The organism is Tsukamurella pulmonis, from assembly GCF_900103175.1.
Taxonomy (GTDB): domain Bacteria; phylum Actinomycetota; class Actinomycetes; order Mycobacteriales; family Mycobacteriaceae; genus Tsukamurella; species Tsukamurella pulmonis.
This window is the reverse complement of record NZ_FNLF01000002.1, coordinates 635,223-654,813: the sequence shown is the minus strand read 5'-3', so window position 1 is coordinate 654,813 and position 19,591 is coordinate 635,223. Positions and strand designations below refer to the sequence as shown.

Sequence of the window (19,591 nt, the reverse complement as noted above, 5' to 3'; positions counted from 1 at the left end):
CGTCAGCGACGCGCCGAACGCTACCCGGCGCGCCTGTGCTGCGCGGCCGGATCGTCGAAGACCGCCGTCGACTGCGCGGCGGCGATGCGCCAGGCACCGTCATCCTTCGACAGGACGTACAGCGGCGCCGAGTCGGGGACCGACGGCAGCGGCGCACCGTCGGGGCCGAGGGGCCGGACCCGGACACTGACCGCGGCCACGTCCGGGCGGACGAACAGGATCCGCTCGACGGCGTACTCCGCGGCCCCGCGCGCCATCGCGCCGTGCACCGTGCGCGCGAGAAAGGCGTCGATCGCGGCCCGGCCGTGCAGGCGGCGCCCGTGCGCCGTGGTCCACACCGCGTCGTCGCGGAACAGCGAGCGCACGCGCGGGACGCTGCCGGCGCGCTGCGCCTCGAGCACCTCGGCGACGAAGTCCACGATCGCCGTGGCGTCGGCGGCGGCACCGTCGCCGAGGATGTCCGGAAGGCCGCGGGAATCCGCCCGCGTGAGGTCGTCAGCCATGCCTCCAGGCTCGCCTATCAACCCCGGTTGAGGTCAAGGCTTCGGTTCAGTGCGATTCGATCGCCCGACCGTCGGCGTGCCGGTAGTACAGCTCGTGGAGCAGGCGCAACAGGAGCAGGACGCCGGTCACGATCAGCAGGAAGGTCATGACTCGGAACGCTATTGCGGGCGGGACCCGCCCGGAAGCGGGCTTGACGCAGCCCTGACGCGTTCTTGACGTCGCGAACGAAAAACTGATATCACTTAGATAAGTGATATCAGAATAAGGAGGGGTGATGACAGCAATCGTTCAACCCGAGGACACCCAGGTCGCGATCACGGAGCGGTCGGCGTGGCACGGAGGCGCCGGCGCCGCGGTGGGGGCCTTCGTCGGCTTCCTCGCACTCGTCGCGGGCGCGGTCGGCCTCGTCGTGCTGTCGATCGCGGCGGAGACGCCCGCCCTGGTCGTGGTCAGCGTGCTGCTCGGCATCGTCGCGCTGCTCCTGCTCAGCATGGTCGTCGTGGTCGCGCCCGGCCACACGCTGGTGGTGCAGCTCTTCGGCCGGTACGTGGGCACCGTGCGCACGCAGGGCCTCGGCCTGGTGCTACCGCTGACCACCCGACAGCGGGTCTCGGTGCGCGTGCACAACTTCGAGACCGCGGAGCTCAAGGTCAACGACTCCACCGGCAACCCGGTGAACATCGCGTCGATCATCGTCTGGCAGGTCGCCGACACCGCGCGCGCCACCTTCGCCGTGGAGGACTACGAGGAGTTCATCGTCTCGCAGGCCGAATCGGCGCTGCGGCACGTGACCACGAGCCACCCGTACGACGCCGACGACGCCGTGGCCGGCGCCACCTCACTGCGCGGATCCACCGACCAGGTGGCCGCCGAACTGGCCGAACAGGTCGCCGCGCGCGTCGAACTCGCCGGGCTTGAGATCCTCGAGGCGCGCATCTCATCGCTCGCCTACGCGCCGGAGATCGCCGGCGCCATGCTGCAGCGGCAGCAGGCCTCGGCCCTGCTCGCGGCCCGCGAGAAGATCGTCGAGGGCGCCGTCGGCATCGTCGAGAACGCCCTGGTCCGGCTCGAGGAGAACGGCACCGTCGAGCTCGACGACGAGCGCCGCGCGGCGATGGTCTCGAACCTGCTGGTGGTGCTGTGTTCCGACAGCCGCACCACACCCGTGGTGAACACGGGGAGCCTGTACAGCTAGTGGGCTCGACGGACTCCCCGGACACCGGGGGCGACCGACCGGAGCGGGGCCGCAAGGCGGTCCCGCTCCGCATCGACCCCGAGGTGTACCGCGCGCTGGCCAAGTGGGCCGCCGACGATCTGCGCAGCGTCAACGCGCAGATCGAGTTCCTCCTGCGCCGGGCGCTCGACGACGCCGGCCGGATGCCGTCGCGCGTGCGGCCCATGCGCGGCCCCGGACGACCGCCCGCGAACCCTGACCAGCACTAACGACAGTTGTCCGCGATGTAAGGGCAGCGTAGCCTTCCCTCTCGCGATCTTCGCGACGGAAGGACAACCGGACACATGAAGCTCTCCCTGGCGCGCGTCACGCTCGCCGCCCTCACGATCGGCGCGCTCACGGCGTGCGGCAGCGGCGCACCGTCGGACACGGCGACCGGCAGCAGCGCCGCCGACGGCGCGTTCCCGCGGACCGTCGAGCACGCGATGGGCTCGACGACCATCCCGACCCGGCCGCAGCGAGTGGCGGCCCTCGACGCCTCCTTCACCGACGCGACACTGATGCTGGACACCCAGGTCGTCGCGTTCACCGAGTACAACACCCTGGGCAGCAAGCTCCCCGACTACCTCGGCGCGTCCGCGACGAACTACGGCGCGCAGGCCGTCAGCGTGGGCAAGCTGGCCTCGCCGTCGCTGGAGAAGATCGTCGCGGTCAAGCCCGACCTCATCGTGAGCGCGAAGGTGCGCCACAGCAAGGAGTACCCGCAGCTCGCCGGCATCGCGCCGACCGTCTTCAGCGAGACCACCGGCCCGACGTGGAAGGACAACATCCGGCTGCTGGCGAAGGCCCTCGGCAAGGAGACCCTCGCGGATCAGCGCCTCGCGGAGTACGAGGCGCAGGCGCGCGCCGTCGGCTCCGCGGTCAAGGCGAAGGCCGGCCCGGACACCACCATCTCCGTGGTGCGCTTCCTCGACGGCCCCACGCGCCTGTACGGCAAGAAGTCCTTCTCCGGCATCGTGCTGCAGGACGCCGGTCTCGCACGCCCCGCGTCGCAGGACGTCGACGAGTTCATGACCGAGATCAGCGCCGAGCGCATCCCCGCTGCCGACGGGACGAAGATCTTCGTGACCACCAACGGCGACAAGGGAACCGACTCGCTCAACACGTTCCGGCAGAACCCGCTGTGGGCGCCGCTCGAGCCGAAGACCGTGGAGGTCAAGGACGCCGAGTGGATGAGCGCCGTGAGCGTGCAGGGCGCGTACCACATCCTCGCCGACATCGCGAAGGCCTTCGACGTGCCCGGTCCCGCGATCCCGGCGTGGATCTCGGGGAAGTAGTCCGACGGTGCCGGGGCGGACGCTCGCGCGGTTCGCCCCGGCTCCCACGGGAGCGGGTGCCAGAAGGGCAGCCCAGTTGAGCGGTGCATTTGGTGGTCGACGGGGCGGTCAGTACACTTGGTCCTCGGTCACGCGTTCGCGTGGGGCCACGCTGCCTTAGCTCAGTCGGTAGAGCGCTTCACTCGTAATGAAAAGGTCGCGAGTTCGATTCTCGCAGGCAGCTCCAGAATCACAGGTCAGGCCGGGTCTCGTACCCGGCCTGTTTCCGTTTCGCCCGTAGTACGGGAACACCACCGATTCCCAAGACCTCGGTCAGGAACCGCTGCACTTCATCGATCTCGGTCGCAGCGCAGTCGACGAGCAACTTCACCTCTGCGTCGCGCTTGGCCACGTCAGCCGTGAGGAGCACTCCGACCAAGCCGGAATTCCTTTCCGTGCCGACGAAGACGTCGATCCCGTCGCCGTCACCGCCCGTCGTGCCGACCAGGTATCCGTAGTCGAGCGGGTAGACGGCGTGCGGGATACGTGGATGCGCGCTTCCAGCTCGCCGATCGATCACGAGGGTCGACGTGCTGATCAGTTCGTCGAGCGCGGCGAAGTATCGATCGGATTCGAGGACCACGACGGCATCGTAGGCACCCCACATCGTGGCGCGATGCCTAGTCGATGAGGACCAGCCACCAGTCGTCGGACAGCTTCTCGCCCCGCACCTCGCCACCGAACGTCGGGGAGCTCCCGTCCGGTCGGTACTCGAGCGTCATGACGCTGAAGCCGCCACCGAGGATCGAGAACGTGACCACCCCGCCGGCCTTGTCCGTCCCGTACACCTCCTGCGAGCCGATCCGCCGGTTGCCGTGTTCGGAGAATTCCGGTCGCGGATCGGCCAGCACGGCTCGGGCTGCCGAGGTGAGGCGAGGTTCGTCGTACGACCACCTCGCCTTCTGCGGCAGGCCGGTGAACGCCGCGGCGAGACCGAGCACGCCGATGACCGGGATGATCAGGAGGTGCCAGGCGAACCGCCTGCGCCGGATCGCCCAGGTCACGAGATAGACGAGCCACATCACGATGAGCACGAACCCGGTGAGCAAGGTGGCCGCGAACCACCCGAATTCGGCGCCGACGGTGTGGCCCCACAGCCAGGCCAGCACCTCGATCGCGACGAGCACGGCGAGAACGGCTCCGACCACGCCGAGCGGCGTCACCCGCCGGGCCGCTGACTGACCGGGATCCGCATCCATCACATCAGGATAGCGATCAGTGAACTCGTGCTAGCGGATCAACCGCGGGATCAGGCGGACGAAGAGCACCATGACCACCAACTCGACGAGGGTCTGCGTCACCACGACGAGCGGCGCCAGCCCGTACGCGCCGGGCAGCGCGAGGACCAGCGGCAGGATCACCAGCGAGTTCCGTGTGACGCCGCTGAAGACCACGCTGCGCCGGCCCGGCACGTCCAACCGGGCGAGCCGGCCCGCAGCCGCGCCGACGGGCGTCATCACCGCCGCGAACAACACGTACACCGGGATCGTGAGCAGGAGCGACGCGAGCTGGTCGCGCACCCCCGCCACCTGCGACGCCACCACGACGGCCAGCGTCAGCACCATGATCGGCACCATCGCGCCGACCATCCCGTCGGCGAGCACGGCACCCCACCGCCTCCGGGCCGCCGCCCACTGCGTCACGCCCGCGAGCAGCAGCGGCACCGCGATGACCCACGCGAAGGCCGCGAGGAACGGCCCGTAGTCGATGGTGCGCACCACCTCGCCGCCGACGAACAACCACAGGTACAGCGGCAGCAGCGCCATCTGCACCAGCATCAGCAGCGGCGCCGCCGCGAGCAGCCGGTCCTTCGCGCCCCCGGCGAGTCCACTGAACACGATCACGTAGTCGATGCAGGGCGTGAGCAGCACGAACAGCACGCCGACGAGCAGCACCCGGTCGTGCGCGACGATCCGCGACACCGCGAAGACCACCACCGGCACCGCCACGAAGTTGACCGCCAGGACAGTGCTCAGGAACCGCACGTCGCGCAGCGCCTCCCCGATCCGCGCGAACGGGATCCCCAGGAACGTGGCGTAGAGCAGCAGCGCGAGCACCGGGTTGATGACGGCCTCCGCGGGGCCCGCCACCGTCGGTACGGCGAGGCCGAGGGCGGCACCGAGAACCAGCCCCACGAGGTAGAGCGGTACCTGGTGGTCCTCCGCCCACTCGGCCGTCGACCGCATTCCCGCCACGCGCACACCCTAGTTCGGGGGCGGGGTCAGTAGGGTTCCACCCATGGGTGCGCCGACGGAGCAGAGCTGGCCCGAACCCTCGGATCGGGTCAAGGAGCTGATCCGGCGCGCCGCGGAGTTCGCGAGCAACGCCCCCGAGGAGTGGGTGACCGCCCTGCAGGACGCCACGCTCACCGGCATCATCCTCTCCCCCATCGCCGCGGATCCGACGCTGGCCGAGCTGGTCCGCAACTCCGACACCGCCGTCATGCTGCACTGGGCCGCGCACAACCTGGCCCACCCGGGCGCCCGGGTGCCGCCGAACATCGACTCCGCGGACGCCCTCGCCGTCGCCCGCGACCTGGTCCGGCGGGGCCTCGACCTGCACGGCATCGACACCTATCGCAAGGGCCTCAACACCGCCTGGACGCTGTGGATGGACGTCTGCTTCGAGCTCACCGACGATCCCGCCGAGCTGCGCGAGCTGCTCGCCGTGACGTGGGCGTCGATGTCGACGTACGTCGACGACACCATCGACGCCATCACGATCCGGATGGCCGGCGAGCGCGAGCAGCTGACCACCGGGACCAACGCGGACCGTCTGGCCGCGGTCTCGCTGATCCTCGAGGGCGCCCCGATCGCCCGGGCCCGGGCGGAACAGCAGCTGGGCTACCGACTGACCGGGCCGCACACCGCCGCGGTCGTCTGGACGACGGGGCCGGTCGGCGACCTGGACGCCGCGGCCCACGCACTGGCCCGGCACACCGGCACGACGCGCGCGCTGACCGTCGTGGCGAGTGCGTCGGCGCTGTGGCTGTGGCTGCCCGGCACCGTCGTCCCCGACTCGGGCGAGCTGGCCCGCGAACTGGCCGACCACCCCGAGGTCCGGGTCGCGATCGGCCGGCCGGGCGAGGACCTCGACGGGTTCCGGCGCAGCCACCTCGACGCCGGCACCGCGCAACGCGTGATGACCCGCCTGCGCACCCGGCGGCGGGTCGCGCGCTACGACGACGTCGTGCTGATCTCGCTGGTCACGAGCGATACCGGCAAGGCCGACGAGTTCGTCCGCGACACCCTCGGCGATCTGCTCACCGCCGATCAGGAGACCCGGGAGACCGTCGCGGCGTACGTCGAGGAGCAGTTCAACACCTCCCGCACCGCCGAGCGGCTCTACACCCACCGCAACACGGTGATCCGCCGCCTGACCAGGGCCGACGAGCTGCTGCCCCGCCCCCTCGCCGACAATCCCACCGGGGTCGCCGTCGCGCTCGACGTGCTGCGGTGGCTCGGCCCCGACGGGCCGGCGTGATGCGGCACGACGGCCCCGCGTGACGATCTGCACCAGAGCGAGGAGCATCCGGGTGCACTCTGCGCTGGCCGCACACCCCGTCCGAGCGAGAGAGTGAATCATCGGTTCTATCACTGAGCCCTCGGACCAGGAGAGACAAGCATGACGAGCACCACACCCGAGCACCTCGACATCATCGTCATCGGTGCCGGCATCTCCGGCATCGGCGCCGGCCACTACATCACCACCGAACTGCCCGGGAAGTCCTTCGCGATCCTCGAGGGGCGCGCGACGTTCGGCGGCACGTGGGACCTGTTCAAGTACCCCGGCATCCGCTCGGACTCGGACCTGCACACGTTCGGCTACGAGTTCAAGCCGTGGGAGGCCAAGGACTCCATCGCCGACGCGCACAAGATCCTCGACTACCTGCAGGAGACGATGGTCGAGAACGACCTCGTCGACAAGGTCCGCTACGACCACCGCGTGGTCTCCGCGGACTGGTCGAGCGAGGACGGCCGCTGGACCGTGCAGGTGGACCACGCCGGCGAGCGCATCGTGCTCACCGCGAACTGGGTGCTCTTCGGCAGCGGCTACTACGACTACGAGCAGGGCTTCACGCCCGAGTTCGCGGGTCGCGAGAAGTTCGCCGGGCAGATCATCCATCCGCAGTTCTGGCCCGAGGACCTGGACTACAGCGGCAAGAAGGTCGTCGTCATCGGTTCGGGCGCGACCGCGGTGACCCTCGTCCCGTCGCTGCTGACCAGCGAGAAGCCCGCCGCGCAGGTCACCATGCTGCAGCGCACGCCGACGTACATCATGCCGGTGCCCAAGCAGGACCCCCTGACCAACCTGTTCCACCGCGCCTTCGGCCACAAGATCGGCCACGATCTCTCGCGCAAGCGGTTCATCTGGCAGCAGCGCGGCGTGTACGTCTTCGCGCAGCGCTTCCCGGACCTGGCGCGCAAGATCATCCGCAACGAGAACGCCAAGCGCCTGCCCAAGGGCTACCCGGTGGACGTGCACTTCAACCCGCCGTACAACCCGTGGGACCAGCGCCTGTGCGCCGTGCCCGACGGTGACCTGTTCAAGGCCATCCGCTCGGGCAAGGCGGCCGTCGCGACCGACAAGATCGTCACCTTCGACGAGACCGGCATCGAGCTGGCGAGCGGCGAGCACCTCGACGCGGACATCATCGTCACCGCGACCGGTCTCAAGCTCAAGCTGCTCGGCGGCGTGACGCTGTCGGTCGACGGCCGCGACGTGGACGTGCCGAACGCCGTCATCCACCGCGGCGCGATGCTCTCCGGCGTCCCGAACGCCGCCCTGGCCATCGGCTACACGAACTCGTCGTGGACGCTGAAGGTCGGCATGCTGTGGAAGTACATCACCAAGCTGATCGGGACGATGGACGCGAAGGGCCTGGACACCGCCGTCGCCGTCGCCGATCCCGACATGGCCACGCGCCCCGCCCTCGACTTCGAGGCCGGCTACGTCCAGCGCGCCCTCGGCGAGCTCCCCCGCCAGGGTGAGGCCGACGACTGGCGCATGTCCATGAGCTACTTCGAGGACGCCAAGCGCCTCAACAGCGAGCTCTCCTTCGGCGAGGAGTCCGGCCTGCGCCTGAGCTCGAGCAAGCAGGCCAAGGTCACCGTCTGACCTGCGCTATCGCCGCCTCCGCCCGTCTACCGCTACCGTTGACTCGGTGCGGCCGACGGGCGGTCGCGGTGTGAGGGAGTGGATGAACGAGCAGCAGATCGCGGGCTACCGGGTGGTCCGCAAGCTCGGCGGCGGCGGCATGGGCGAGGTGTACCTCGTCCAGCATCCGCGCCTGCCCCGGCAGGACGCGCTCAAGCTGCTGCACACCTCCGTCAGCAGCAACCCGCAGTACAAGGCCCGGTTCGATCGCGAGGCGTACGTGCTCGCGCAGCTCAACCACCGCAACATCATCCACCTCTACGACCGCGGCGAGGTCCAGGGCCGGCTGTGGATCACGATGGAGTACGTCGCCGGCCCCGACACCTCGCAGATGCTCGCCCAGCGCGGGCCCATGCCGCTGCCGCTCGCCATCGAGATCGCCGACGGTGCCGGCGCCGCCCTCGACTACGCCTACCGGCAGGCGCGGATCACGCACCGCGACGTCAAGCCCGCCAACATCCTCGTGGCCTTCGACTCCGACGGTGCGCCGCAGGTCAAGCTCGCCGACTTCGGCATCGCCAAGGCCGCCGGGGAGGCCGTCGGCGTCACGTCGACGGGGATCACCGTCGGGACCATGGCGTACATGTCGCCCGAGGCCTTCGACAACAAGATCCTCGACAACCGGGCCGACCTGTACTCGCTCGGCTGCACGGTCTTCGAGCTGCTCACCGGCGAGCCGCCCTTCCCCGGCGACTCCCCCGCCGCCGTCATCTCCGCGCACCTGAACCAGCCGGCGCCGAAGATCACCACCCGCAACCCGGCGCTGCCGGGCCACCTCGACGCCGTCTTCCGCAAGGCCCTGGCCAAGCGCCCCGAAGACCGCTACGCCACCTGCGCCGAGTTCGTCGCGGGCCTGCGGGGCGAGCTGCCCGCGGAGCCCGCACAGGGCGGCACCGCCGAGCACCCGGCACTGTCGACCGGCGGGTACGCGGCACCGTCGACGGCGGCGAGCCCGGCCGGCCGGCCGACGGGTGCGTACGGACCGTCGACGAGCGCGTACGGACCGTCGACCGGTGCCTACGGGCCGGCGACGGGCGGGTACCCGTCGCCCGGGACTCCCCAGTCCCCCGCCCCGACCCGGGCGGAGGCGCTGCCGCCGTCGACGACGGCGGAGCCGGTGCGGGCCGAGCAGTACCCGCCGGCCGAGTACGGCGGCGACAGCCGTCCCCGCCGGCGCAGCATCCCGCTCGTCCTGGGCGCGCTGCTGGTGGTCGTCGCGCTGGTGGCCGGCGGGATCTTCCTCGTCCGGGAGAGCGGCGACAACGGCCCGACCAGCGGATCGGCGCTGACGGCCGCGTCCGTGCGGCTCATCAATTTCCAGGACAGCTCGGAGCAATCGAAGAACCTCGACAACGTGCTCACCGGCGCGACGCCGCCGTGGCGCACGTACGAGTACTACTCCGGTCCCCAGTTCGGCGGCCTCAAGAAGGGCACCGGATTCCTCCTGACCCTCGATCGCGAGGCGACGATCACCTCGGGCACCATCACTTCGCCCAGCTCGGGCTCCTCGGTGCAGATCCGGACGGCACCGTCGAGCTCGGTGAGTTCGCTCGATCAGACCTCGACCGTGTGGGAGGGCTCGCTCACCAGCGGTGCCACCGATTTCTCCGCCCGCGACGGGGCGAAGACCCGTTACGTGCTGGTGTGGATCACCGGGCTCTCACAGATCACCGGCGGTAAGTGGCAGACCACCATCGAGCAGGTGCAGCTGCGCGGGAACTAGCCGATCGGACGGTGTCCGAGCGTGCGGTCAGAAGCGGTGGTCGCGCAGGGCCGACGAGACGCCCGCGGCCATCGCGTCGAGCGCGACGACGGGCTTGACGTTGAGGTCGATCGCCTCGCGACACTCCAGGACCGATTCCACGCAGCGCAGCAGCCCCTCGGGACGGGCGTAGCCGGCGAGCCGCCGGGTCTGCTCGGCCTCGTCGGGGTGCATGAGCGTGACCCGCGCGCCCGTGCCCTGCACCAGCGCATCGCGGAACAGCGCGGCGAGGTCGATGAGTGCGCGGTCGAGGGCATCGCGCACCGCGCGGGTGCCGCGGGCCTTCTGCCGCTTCTCCAGGTCCTTGAGCTGGCCCGCGGAGCCGCGCATCACGCCGCCGGTGCCGCGGCCGACGCCGCCCGCGCCGAGCGCCGTCTTCAGATCCTCGGTCTCGCGCTCGTTGACATCGGCGTTGAGCTCCTTGGCCGTGCTCTCCGCGTCGCGCAGCAGCTGTTCGACGACGCCGTAGACGCCCTCCGACGTGGCCGCCCGCGCCAGGCCCAGCGCCTGCTTGCGCTGCTTCTGCGCCTCCGGATCCGTCGCGAGGCGCTTGGCCCGCCCGACGTGCCCGCCGGACACCCCGGCCGCCCAGGCGGCACGCTCGGCGTCGATCCCGTCCTTCTCCAGCACCGCGGCGATGGCGGGCGCCGACGGGGTGACGAGCGGGACGTGCCGGCACCGGGACTTCAGAGTGACGGAGATGTCCTCCGGATCGACGGTGGGCGCGCACAGCAGCACGATGGTCTGCGCCGGCGGCTCCTCCACCATCTTCAGCAGCGCGTTACCGGCCTGCTCGGTGAGCCGGTCGGCGTCCTCGATGAGCACGATCTGCCAGTTGCCGACGGACGGCCGGCGCGACGCGTCCGCCACCACCTCGCGCATCTGCTTGACCGCGATGGACAAGCCGTCGGGGGCGATCGACCGCACGTCGGCGTGGGTGCCGGCCAGCACCGTGGTGCAGGCCCGGCAGTGCCCGCAACCGGGCTCGACCGGATCGTCGCACTGCAGCGCCGCGGCGAGCGCGCGCGCCGCGACGGACCGCCCGGATCCGGGCGGACCGGTGAACAACCAGGCGTGCGTCATGGACGATCCCGCCAGATCGGCGACGGTGCCCCCGTCCGCCACGACCTCGCGCGCGGCGGCCGCGGCGGCCCGCAGGCCGATCACCACCGCTTCCTGCCCCACCAGGCGATCGAACACTGAGCTCACCCCCACAGCTTAGCCATCCGACTGGCCCTCCCCCGATCACACAGCGCAGGCTAAGTTGGAGCGGTGGCAGCACCGAAGAGCAGACTCAGTCGCGCACTGCGACTGGCGCGGTGGCTCGCCAAGACCCCCTGGCCGATCTTCGCGCTGGACATCCTGCGCTCGAACATCCTGGGCGCGGTCTTCGTCTTCGGTTTCCTGCGGTTCGCGCTACCCGTGCAGCAGTCGGTGCAGCTGCAGGAGATCAGCGGCATCAACCTACTGGTCTTCATCACCTACCTGATCGGCGCGAGCGTGCTCGGCATGCTGATCGGGCTGCGACTGGTGCTGCCCGTGCTGCGCTGGCACCGGCGCAGCGCCCCGCACGATCCGGCGATCTCCCGCATGGCCCTGAACCTGCCCCTGCGGATGGCGCTCATGCAGGCCTTCTTCTGGCTCATCGGCGGCATCATCTTCGTGGTCATCAACTTCAACTCGTCGAGCGGCATCCGGGTGGTGGTCGCGCTGACGGTGCTGCTCGGCGCCATCACGACGTGCGCGCTGAGCTACATGCAGACCGAGCGCGTACTGCGCCCGATCACCGTGGCCGCACTGGCCCAGGAGCCGCAGGGCTCCGCCGGACTGTCGGTGACCACGCGCATCCTGCTCAGTTGGGTGCTCGGCACCGCCACGCCGATCGTCGGCATCATCATGGTGATCGCCTCGCAGGAGCTGGGCGTGATCGACCCGAACGCGCCCACGCTGATCAACCCCGTGCTGCTGCTCTGCGTCGTCGCGCTGGCCGCCGGCCTGCTCGGCACCGTGCGCGCCGCGAAGTCCATCGGCGATCCCATCCGCGACCTGTTCCGCGCGCAGCGCAAGGTCCGCGACGGGGACTTCACCGCCTCGGTGAAGATCTACGACTCCAGCGAGCTGGGCCTCCTGCAGGCCGGCTTCAACGACATGGTGCACGACCTGGCCGAGCGACAGCGGATGCGCGACATGTTCGGCCGGTACGTCGGGCAGGACGTCGCGCGGCAGGCGCTCGAGCACGGCACCCACCTCGGCGGCGAGATCAACGAGGTCGGCGTGCTGTTCGTCGACCTCGTCGGCTCGACGAAACTGGCCGTCACGGAGGAGCCCGCCGCGGTCGTGGACCTGCTCAACGACTTCTTCAAGGTCGTCGTCGACCTCGTCGACCTGCACGGCGGCTTCGTCAACAAGTTCCAGGGCGACGCGGCGCTGGCCATCTTCGGGGCGCCGCTCCCGCACCCCGACGCCGCCGGCGCCGCGCTGGCGGCGGCCCGCGAGATGCGCATCCAGCTCAGCGAGGTCCTCGGCGGCACCGGCTTCGGCATCGGCGTCTCCGCCGGTCAGGTGGTCGCGGGGCACATCGGCGCGAAGGCCCGCTTCGAGTACACGGTGATCGGTGACCCGGTGAACGAGGCGGCGCGGATCACCGAGATCGCCAAGTCGGAGCCCTCGTCGCTGCTCGCGGCCGGGCGCGCCGTCGAGTCCGCGACGCCCGCCGAGCAGGCGATGTGGACGCTCGGCGAGGCGATCGAGCTGCGCGGGCGCGGGCAGCTCACGCAGCTGGCGCGCCCCGTCGAGGACTGACGGCCACCGGGGGGCGGCCGGCGCCGCGCGACGCCGGCGGATCGGACCGCATCACCCGCCGTGTCGCTCCAGCGGGCGAGTGATGCGTCAGGACGCGTCGTTCGACGCCGTCGCGGTGGACTTCGTCGCGGTGGCCTTCTTCGCGGCCGTGGTCTTCTTCGCGACCGTCTTCTTCGCGGTGGTCTTCTTGGCCGCCGTCTTCTTGGCGGCGGCCTTCTTCGCCGGTGCCTTCTTCGCGGGCGCCTTCTTGGCCGCCGCCTTCTTGGTGGCCTTCTTCTTCACCGGTCCCCGCGCGCGACGGTCCGCGAGCAGCTCGGAGGCGCGCTCGTCGGTGATGGTCGCGACCTCGTCGCCCTTGCGGAGCGAGGCGTTGGTCTCGCCGTCGGTGACGTACGGGCCGAACCGGCCGTCCTTGATGACCATCGCGGTGCCGGAGACGGGATCGTTGCCCAGCTCGCGCAGCGGCGGCGCGGCGGCCGCGCCACGGCCCCGACGCTTGGGCTCGGCGTACAGCTTGAGCGCCTCCTCGAGGGTCACCGTGAACATCTGCTCCTCGGTGGCCAGCGAGCGGGAGTCGGTGCCCTTCTTCAGGTACGGCCCGTAGCGGCCGTTCTGCGCGGTGATCTCCTCCTTGGACTCGGGATCGACACCCACGACGCGCGGCAGCGATAGCAGCCGCAGCGCGTCCTCGAGCGTGACGGTCTCGATGTCCATCGTCTTGAGCAGCGAGCCGGTGCGCGGTTTGGGCCCCTCGGCCTTCTTCTTGCGCGTCTTCGGCTTCGCCGCCGCCTCGTCCAGGTCCTCCGCCTCGGGATCCTTCTCGGGCTCCGGGAGGATCTCGGTGACGTACGGACCGAAGCGGCCCTCCTTGGCGACGATCTCGTGCCCCGTGGCCGGGTCTATGCCCAGCGGGCGGCCGTCCTGCGGGGTCGCGAACAGCTTCTCCGCGACCTCCTCGGTCAGCTCGTCGGGGGTCATCGACGCCAGGATGTTGGCGCGCTGGACCTGCGGCTCGGTCTCGCCCTCCTTGGGCGCGACGGTGCGCTCCAGGTACGGGCCGTAGCGACCCACGCGCACGTAGACGACGTTGCCGTCCGGGTCGGTGTAGAGCGGGATCGAGTTGACGGCGCGGGCGTCGATGGCGTCGAGGTTCGCGGCGACGAGGTTCTTCAGGCCGGGGCTGTCGGGGCCCGGGCCGTCGGCGCCGGAGACGGCCGCGCCGTCGCCCTCGGGGCCGCCGTCGCCGAAGTAGAACCGGGTGAGCCAGTCGACCCGGCCCTCGCGGCCGCCGGCGATCTCGTCGAGATCGTCCTCCATCGACGCGGTGAAGTTGTAGTCCACGAGGCCGCCGAAGTGGCCCTCGAGCAGGCCGATCACCGCGAACGCCACCCACTGCGGGACGAGGGCGTTGCCCTTCTTCACGACGTAGCCGCGGTCCTGGATGGTCTTGATGATCGAGGCGTAGGTCGACGGCCGGCCGATGCCCAGCTCTTCGAGGGTCTTGACCAGCGAGGCCTCGGTGTAGCGCGCCGGTGGGCTGGTGACGTGGTCGGCGGCGGCCAGCTCGGCGGCCGTGATCGCCTGGCCGGTGACCAGCTGCGGCAGCCGCGACTCGGCGTCGTCGGCCTCGCCGCCGGCCTGGTCGTCGACGGTCTCGACGTAGGCCGAGAGGAAGCCGGGGAAGGTGATGGTGCGGCCCGAGGCGGCGAACTCGACGCTCTCGCCGGTCGAGGCCGCGCCGCCGATGCGCAGGCTCAGCGTCGTGCCCTTGACGTCGGCCATCTGCGAGGCGACGGTGCGCTGCCAGATCAGCTCGTACAGGCGGAACTCGTCCGAGTTCAGCACCGACGCCAACGCGCCCGGCGTCTGGAAGGTCTCGCCCGCGGGGCGGATCGCCTCGTGCGCCTCCTGCGCGTTCTTGACCTTGCGGGTGTACTGCCGCGGCGTCGGGTGCACGTACTCGGCGCCGTACAGCTGCCGCGCCTGGTCCCGGGCCGCGGCGATCGCGGTCTCGGACAGCGTGGTCGAGTCGGTACGCATGTAGGTGATGTAGCCGCCCTCGTAGAGGCGCTGCGCGATCTGCATGGTGCGGTCGGTGTTGAACCGCAGCTTCCGGCTGGCCTCCTGCTGGAGGGTGGAGGTCATGAACGGCGCGTAGGGCTTGCGCGTGTAGGGCTTCTCCTCGACGGAGGTCACCGTCAGGTTCGCGCCCTGCAGGCCCTCGACCAGGGCGTTCGCCCGGGCACCGTCGAGTACGGTGATGCCGGCGGGCTTCTTGAGCTGCCCCTGCGCGTCGAAGTCGCGGCCGGTGGCGACGCGGTCGCCGTCGACGGTGACCAGGCGCGCGCCGAAGGTGCGCGGGGTGGCCTCGGCGCCCGCGTCGAGCTGCGCGGCGATGTCCCAGTAGCCGGCGGTGCGGAAGGCGATGCGCTCGCGCTCGCGGTCGACGATGATGCGCGTCGCGACGGACTGCACACGGCCGGCCGAGAGGCCCTGGTTGACCTTGCGCCACAGCACGGGGCTGACCTCGTAGCCGTAGAGGCGGTCGAGGATGCGGCGGGTCTCCTGCGCGTCGACGAGGTTCATGTCGAGCTCGCGCGGCTCCTCCGCGGCGGCCTGGATGGCCTGCTGGGTGATCTCGTGGAAGACCATCCGCTTGACGGGGACCTTCGGCTTGAGCACCTCCTGCAGGTGCCACGCGATGGCCTCGCCCTCGCGGTCACCGTCCGTCGCGAGGTAGAGCTCGTCGGCCTGCTTGAGCAGGGACTTGAGCTCGGAGACCGTGGAGCGCTTGCTGGCGGAGGTGACGTAGTGGGCCTCGAAGTCGTGGTCGACGTCGACGCCGAGCCGGGCCCAGGGCTTGCCCTGGTCGGCCTCGGGCAGCGGGTTGTCGCGGCTCGGGAGGTCGCGGATGTGGCCCATCGACGCGCGGACGGTGTAGTTCGGCCCCAGGAAGTCGCCGATCTTCTTGCCCTTGGCCGGGGACTCCACGATCACCAGACGCTGCAGGCCGTCTCCCGCCGCTGCCTTTCCACGTGCCGCCATCGACCCTCCTGATCTGCTCCGGTGGCACTGCGTCACCACCTCGACCCCTCGCGTCACGTGCGACGGCGGTGGTCACTCCAGTGCGCATTCTGCCGCACCTTTCGCCCCACCTTATATACAGGGGCCACTGCACGCCTCATGGAATCCGTGCTGCGAGTCCGATCCGGTGTCAGGGTTGCGGCCACTGCGCGGCGGCGTCGGCGCCCGCCGGCGGGTCACCGATGCTCTCCCGCAGCCGCAGGAGTCGGCGGTGCCCGGAGACGCGCAACGCGGGCTTCGCCCCGCGGGTGCCCACCAGGGTGGGCGCCACGCCGGCACGCATGAGGGCGGTCGCCAGGACGGGGGCGCTCTCGGGCGCGTGGGGGTCCAGGGAGAGCAGGTAGTGCACGCCGTCGACCTCGCCGCCCGCGAGCGCCCAGGCGCGCAGGGCGCGGGGGCCGGGCACCCAGGTCGACGGTGCCGTCTTCACCGCGCCGCGCGTCCAGGCGAGCGCCATCGGCTGCAGTTCCGGCGCCGCGAGGGTGCGCACCAGCGGGTTGCCCTCCTCGGAGAGGTCGAGCTGCGCGCGCAGGCCGGCCTCCTCGATCATGACGGCGAGGGCGTCGGCACGCCACTGGTCGGGAACGACCGCGGAGACGCGGGCGGCACCGCCCAACTGCACGATCTGCCCCGTCGTCGCGAGCAGGCCGGCCAGGTCGCGGGGCGACGGCTCGGTCTGCTCGGCGGAGAAGAGTGACAGTTGGGACACGTGATGAGCCTAGAACGCGGCCTCACCCCACGGTGCGGCCGACACGTCGAACGGGCTGTGAAATGCACAGCACCCTTCCACCGAGACGGTGGAAGGGTGCTGCGAGAAAGCCTATACGCGTGGTGCGGAGGTTTCTTAGAGAGCGCGGACGCCGGTGGCCTGCGGGCCCTTGGTGCCCTGGCCGACCTCGAACTCGACCTGCTGGTTCTCCTCGAGCGTACGGAAGCCGTTGCCCTGGATCTCCGAGTAGTGGACGAACACGTCATCCGAGCCGTCGGCGGGAGCGATGAAGCCGAAGCCCTTCTCCGCGTTGAACCACTTCACAGTGCCCTGTGCCATTGAGATGTTTCCTAACTTGTCTTACTACCGGTGTAGGAACCGTTCCCCGAGTGGGGTGCGACTCCTGGCCGGTTCCGGCCGCCATACTTTCTGGAGCCGTTTGCGGAGACCGCACACAAAAACCTTCAGTACCACGCCCGCAACATCGATCCCCCGATGATCCTCTCGGACCGCCGACGGGAGCTGCGACCGCATACAGTCAATCACGATTTCTCAGCGAGCAACAGCGGGCGGAGCGATTTCGCCTTCCGTTCACCCGGCGTCCCACCACGCGACAACCGTTTCCTCGCGCCGGTAGACTGGACGATCGGCGATCCGCGGCCCGTTCCGGCCGCGCGGATCTCATCGCGACGCGGGGGCGAATACGGTGGAGCACAACACCTTCGGCAGGGAGCTGCTGGCTCGCATCCAGGCCGGGGCCGGCCCCGGGACCGAGAGCCTGACCCATGTGGCGGACATCCCGTCACGCCGAGCGGAATTCGCCCCCTGGCCGGAGTGGGTTCCGCCCCGCGTCCGGGACGGGCTGATCGACGAGGGCGTGCGGGAACCCTGGCGCCACCAGATCGAGGCCGCGGAGCACGCGCACGCGGGGCGGCACGTCGTGATCTCCACCGGGACGGCGTCCGGCAAGTCCCTCGCCTACCAACTCCCGGTGCTCGCGGCGCTCGCGGACGACCCGCGCGCCACCGTGCTCTACCTCTCCCCGACGAAGGCCCTGGGCACCGATCAGCACCGGGCGGCGGTCCGCCTCACCACCGACTACGGCCCCGCCGACGCCTCCCCCGCGATGTACGACGGGGACACCTCGCAGGAGATGCGCCGCTGGGCCCGCTCCGACAGTCGCTGGGTGTTCACCAACCCGGACATGCTGCACGTGGGACTGCTTCCGCGGCACGCGAAATGGGCACGATTCCTGCGCGGTCTGCGGTACGTGGTGGTCGACGAGTGCCACCACTACCGCGGCGTCTTCGGCTCGCACACCGCGCTGGTGCTGCGCCGATTGCTGCGCGTCGCGGCGAAGTACGGCAGCACGCCCACGGTGATCTGCGCGTCCGCCACCACCTCGGATCCGGCGGGCGCCGCGTCGCGGCTGATCGGCGCGGACTGCGTTGCCGTCACCGAGGATTCGTCCCCGCACGGGCCGCGGACCGTCGCACTGTGGGAGCCGCCGCTACTGCCCGATCTGGAGGGCGAGAACGGGGCGCCGGTGCGGCGTGCCGCCACCACCGAGGCGGCGCGGATGCTGGCGGACCTGGTCGTGGAGGGGGCGCGCACCCTCGCCTTCGTCCGGTCCCGACGGTCCGCCGAGACCGTCGCGCTCTCCGCGCGCAGGATGCTCGCCGAAGCCACACCGGAGATCGCCGAGCGGATCGCCGCGTACCGGGCGGGGTACCTCGCCGACGACCGTCGCCGCCTCGAGCAGGGGCTCAACGACGGTGCGCTGCTCGGCGTCGCGACGACCAACGCCCTGGAGCTGGGCGTGGACATCGCGGGCCTGGACGCCGTGCTGATGGCGGGCTTCCCGGGCACCGTCGCCTCGTTCTGGCAGCAGGCCGGGCGCAGCGGGCGGCGCGGACAGGGCTCGCTGATCCTGCTGATCGCGCGCGACGATCCGCTGGACACCTACCTGGTGCACCACCCCGAGTCGCTGCTCGGGCGGCCGGTGGAGGCCACCATCACGGATCCGGGCAACCCGTACGTGCTGGGGCCGCAGTTGCTCTGCGCGGCCGGCGAGATACCGCTGGCCCGCTCGGAGGTCGTCGAGCTGGGCGCCGTGGACGTGGTGGGTCGGCTCGTCGCCGACGGCCTGCTCCGCGAGCGGCCCGCGGGCTACTTCCTCGCCGCCGGGATCGATCCCCATGCGGGGGTGAACATCCGGGGCGGGGCGGGCAGCGAGATCCTCATCGTGGAGGAGGCGACGGGGCGGCTGCTCGGGACCGTCGACTTCACTCGCGCCCTGTCGACGGTGCACGAGGGCGCGGTGCACGTGCACCAGGGCGAGTCGTACGTGGTGGACGAGCTGGACCTCGACGACGGCCTGGCGCTGGTGCACGCGGAGGAGCCCGAGTGGACCACCTCGGCGCGCGAGGACCTGGACGTCCATGTGACGGCGGTGCATTCGACCGAGGTGCTGGGCGAGGTGACGGCGCGGTTCGTCTCCGTGGAGGTCACCAGCCGCGTCGTCGGATACCTGCGCACGCTGCGCAGCGGTGAGGTGATGGACGCCGTGGAGCTGGACCTGCCCGAGACCACGCTCGCGACCCGGGCGGCGCTGATCACCCTGACCCCGGAGGTGCTCGAGGACGCGGGCCTCGTGCCGGAGCGCTGGCCCGGGGCGCTGCACGCCGCCGAGCACGCGGCGATCGGCCTGCTGCCCCTGGTCGCCTCGTGCGACCGCTGGGACATCGGCGGCCTGTCGACGGCGCTGCATGAGGACACCGGGCTGCCGTCGATCTTCGTCTACGACGGCTATCCCGGCGGCGCGGGATTCGCCGAGCGCGGCTACGAGTCGATCGCCACGTGGCTGGTGGCGACGCGGGACGCGGTCGCGGCGTGCGAGTGCCCGTCGGGCTGCCCGTCGTGCGTGCAATCCCCCAAGTGCGGCAACGGGAACGATCCACTCGACAAGGCGGGCGCCGTGATCGTGCTGGACGTGGTGCTCGCCGCGGTGGCGGCGGGCTGAG

At 70.8% G+C, this 19,591-nt stretch carries 16 protein-coding genes and 1 tRNA gene; 9 read left to right on the top strand and 8 right to left on the bottom strand.

Annotated elements, in window-relative coordinates; translation table 11 throughout:
- Window positions 1-20 precede the first annotated feature (20 nt).
- On the bottom strand, window positions 21-503 hold the full coding sequence (locus BLQ62_RS03435; protein WP_082756684.1) for an SgcJ/EcaC family oxidoreductase: 483 nt from the start codon (window positions 501-503) through the stop codon (window positions 21-23).
- A 275-nt stretch (window positions 504-778) separates the two neighbouring features.
- Here BLQ62_RS03435 and BLQ62_RS03430 point away from each other — a divergent pair, with 275 nt between their 5' ends.
- The 4 genes from BLQ62_RS03430 (at window position 779) to BLQ62_RS03415 (ending at window position 3,241) form a co-directional block, all read left to right on the top strand.
- On the top strand, window positions 779-1,699 hold the full coding sequence (locus tag BLQ62_RS03430; RefSeq protein ID WP_068567440.1) for an SPFH domain-containing protein: 921 nt from the start codon (window positions 779-781) through the stop codon (window positions 1,697-1,699).
- Window positions 1,699-1,947 (top strand): type II toxin-antitoxin system antitoxin, encoded by a 249-nt coding sequence (locus BLQ62_RS03425; RefSeq protein ID WP_068536624.1) that lies wholly within the window; start codon window positions 1,699-1,701, stop codon window positions 1,945-1,947. Before BLQ62_RS03430 ends, BLQ62_RS03425 begins: the two co-directional genes overlap by 1 nt.
- Before the next feature lie 75 nt (window positions 1,948-2,022).
- Window positions 2,023-3,015: an ABC transporter substrate-binding protein gene (locus BLQ62_RS03420; protein ID WP_068536626.1), complete on the top strand. Its 993-nt coding sequence runs from the start codon at window positions 2,023-2,025 to the stop codon at window positions 3,013-3,015.
- 150 nt (window positions 3,016-3,165) lie between these two features.
- Window positions 3,166-3,241 (top strand) — tRNA-Thr (locus BLQ62_RS03415).
- 3 nt (window positions 3,242-3,244) lie between these two features.
- Here BLQ62_RS03415 and BLQ62_RS03410 read toward each other — a convergent pair.
- The 3 genes from BLQ62_RS03410 to BLQ62_RS03400 are packed head-to-tail and all read right to left on the bottom strand — an operon-like array spanning window position 3,245 to window position 5,240.
- A complete protein-coding gene (locus BLQ62_RS03410; RefSeq protein ID WP_231857666.1) occupies window positions 3,245-3,637 on the bottom strand; it encodes an inorganic diphosphatase in 393 nt (130 codons plus the stop codon).
- 37 nt (window positions 3,638-3,674) lie between these two features.
- A complete protein-coding gene (locus tag BLQ62_RS03405) occupies window positions 3,675-4,253 on the bottom strand; it encodes a hypothetical protein (RefSeq protein WP_083350787.1) in 579 nt (192 codons plus the stop codon).
- 30 nt (window positions 4,254-4,283) lie between these two features.
- Window positions 4,284-5,240: an arsenic resistance protein gene (locus tag BLQ62_RS03400; RefSeq protein WP_068567286.1), complete on the bottom strand. Its 957-nt coding sequence runs from the start codon at window positions 5,238-5,240 to the stop codon at window positions 4,284-4,286.
- A gap of 52 nt (window positions 5,241-5,292) precedes the next feature.
- On the opposite strand from BLQ62_RS03400, the gene BLQ62_RS03395 reads away from it, so the two are divergent.
- The 3 genes from BLQ62_RS03395 to BLQ62_RS03385 all read left to right on the top strand — a co-directional run bounded on the left by BLQ62_RS03395 (window position 5,293) and on the right by BLQ62_RS03385 (window position 9,934).
- Window positions 5,293-6,537 carry a PucR family transcriptional regulator gene (locus BLQ62_RS03395; RefSeq protein WP_068536634.1) on the top strand — a complete coding sequence of 415 codons (1,245 nt, stop codon included), beginning with the start codon at window positions 5,293-5,295 and terminating at the stop codon, window positions 6,535-6,537.
- Between the two features lie 141 nt (window positions 6,538-6,678).
- Window positions 6,679-8,172 carry a flavin-containing monooxygenase gene (locus BLQ62_RS03390; protein WP_068536637.1) on the top strand — a complete coding sequence of 498 codons (1,494 nt, stop codon included), beginning with the start codon at window positions 6,679-6,681 and terminating at the stop codon, window positions 8,170-8,172.
- A gap of 82 nt (window positions 8,173-8,254) precedes the next feature.
- On the top strand, window positions 8,255-9,934 hold the full coding sequence (locus BLQ62_RS03385) for a serine/threonine-protein kinase (RefSeq protein ID WP_068567288.1): 1,680 nt from the start codon (window positions 8,255-8,257) through the stop codon (window positions 9,932-9,934).
- Window positions 9,935-9,961: 27 nt separating this feature from the next.
- Here the strand turns inward: BLQ62_RS03385 and BLQ62_RS03380 are convergent, their stop codons facing one another.
- Window positions 9,962-11,182, bottom strand: a complete 1,221-nt coding sequence (locus BLQ62_RS03380; RefSeq protein WP_068567290.1) for a DNA polymerase III subunit delta' — start codon at window positions 11,180-11,182, stop codon at window positions 9,962-9,964.
- A 63-nt stretch (window positions 11,183-11,245) separates the two neighbouring features.
- Here BLQ62_RS03380 and BLQ62_RS03375 point away from each other — a divergent pair, with 63 nt between their 5' ends.
- Entirely contained in the window at window positions 11,246-12,775 is a 1,530-nt protein-coding gene (locus tag BLQ62_RS03375) for an adenylate/guanylate cyclase domain-containing protein (RefSeq protein ID WP_068536652.1), read from the top strand.
- Between the two features lie 87 nt (window positions 12,776-12,862).
- On the opposite strand, the gene topA is transcribed toward BLQ62_RS03375, so the two are convergent.
- The 3 genes from topA to BLQ62_RS03360 all read right to left on the bottom strand — a co-directional run bounded on the left by topA (window position 12,863) and on the right by BLQ62_RS03360 (window position 16,907).
- Window positions 12,863-15,820 (bottom strand): type I DNA topoisomerase, encoded by a 2,958-nt coding sequence (gene topA, locus BLQ62_RS03370; RefSeq protein WP_068567292.1) that lies wholly within the window; start codon window positions 15,818-15,820, stop codon window positions 12,863-12,865.
- A 169-nt stretch (window positions 15,821-15,989) separates the two neighbouring features.
- Complete coding sequence (locus BLQ62_RS03365) at window positions 15,990-16,568, bottom strand: hypothetical protein (protein ID WP_068536655.1); 579 nt, start codon at window positions 16,566-16,568, stop codon at window positions 15,990-15,992.
- Window positions 16,569-16,703: 135 nt separating this feature from the next.
- On the bottom strand, window positions 16,704-16,907 hold the full coding sequence (locus BLQ62_RS03360) for a cold-shock protein (RefSeq protein ID WP_013128449.1): 204 nt from the start codon (window positions 16,905-16,907) through the stop codon (window positions 16,704-16,706).
- 367 nt (window positions 16,908-17,274) lie between these two features.
- On the opposite strand from BLQ62_RS03360, the gene BLQ62_RS03355 reads away from it, so the two are divergent.
- The gene (locus BLQ62_RS03355; protein ID WP_068567294.1) at window positions 17,275-19,590 is read left to right on the top strand and encodes a DEAD/DEAH box helicase; all 2,316 of its coding nucleotides are present in this window, start codon (window positions 17,275-17,277) and stop codon (window positions 19,588-19,590) included.
- Window position 19,591: the final 1 nt, after the last annotated feature.

Excerpts from the sequence above, each read along its gene's own strand:
- BLQ62_RS03435 (WP_082756684.1), bottom strand. The coding sequence starts at position 503 with ATGGCTGACGACCTCACGCGGGCGGATTCCCGCGGCCTTCCGGACATC.
- BLQ62_RS03430 (WP_068567440.1), top strand. The coding sequence starts at position 779 with ATGACAGCAATCGTTCAACCCGAGGACACCCAGGTCGCGATCACGGAG.
- BLQ62_RS03420 (WP_068536626.1), top strand. The coding sequence starts at position 2,023 with ATGAAGCTCTCCCTGGCGCGCGTCACGCTCGCCGCCCTCACGATCGGC.
- BLQ62_RS03405 (WP_083350787.1), bottom strand. The coding sequence starts at position 4,253 with ATGGATGCGGATCCCGGTCAGTCAGCGGCCCGGCGGGTGACGCCGCTC.
- BLQ62_RS03400 (WP_068567286.1), bottom strand. The coding sequence starts at position 5,240 with ATGCGGTCGACGGCCGAGTGGGCGGAGGACCACCAGGTACCGCTCTAC.
- BLQ62_RS03395 (WP_068536634.1), top strand. The coding sequence starts at position 5,293 with ATGGGTGCGCCGACGGAGCAGAGCTGGCCCGAACCCTCGGATCGGGTC.
- BLQ62_RS03390 (WP_068536637.1), top strand. The coding sequence starts at position 6,679 with ATGACGAGCACCACACCCGAGCACCTCGACATCATCGTCATCGGTGCC.
- BLQ62_RS03385 (WP_068567288.1), top strand. The coding sequence starts at position 8,255 with ATGAACGAGCAGCAGATCGCGGGCTACCGGGTGGTCCGCAAGCTCGGC.
- topA (WP_068567292.1), bottom strand. The coding sequence starts at position 15,820 with ATGGCGGCACGTGGAAAGGCAGCGGCGGGAGACGGCCTGCAGCGTCTG.
- BLQ62_RS03360 (WP_013128449.1), bottom strand. The coding sequence starts at position 16,907 with ATGGCACAGGGCACTGTGAAGTGGTTCAACGCGGAGAAGGGCTTCGGC.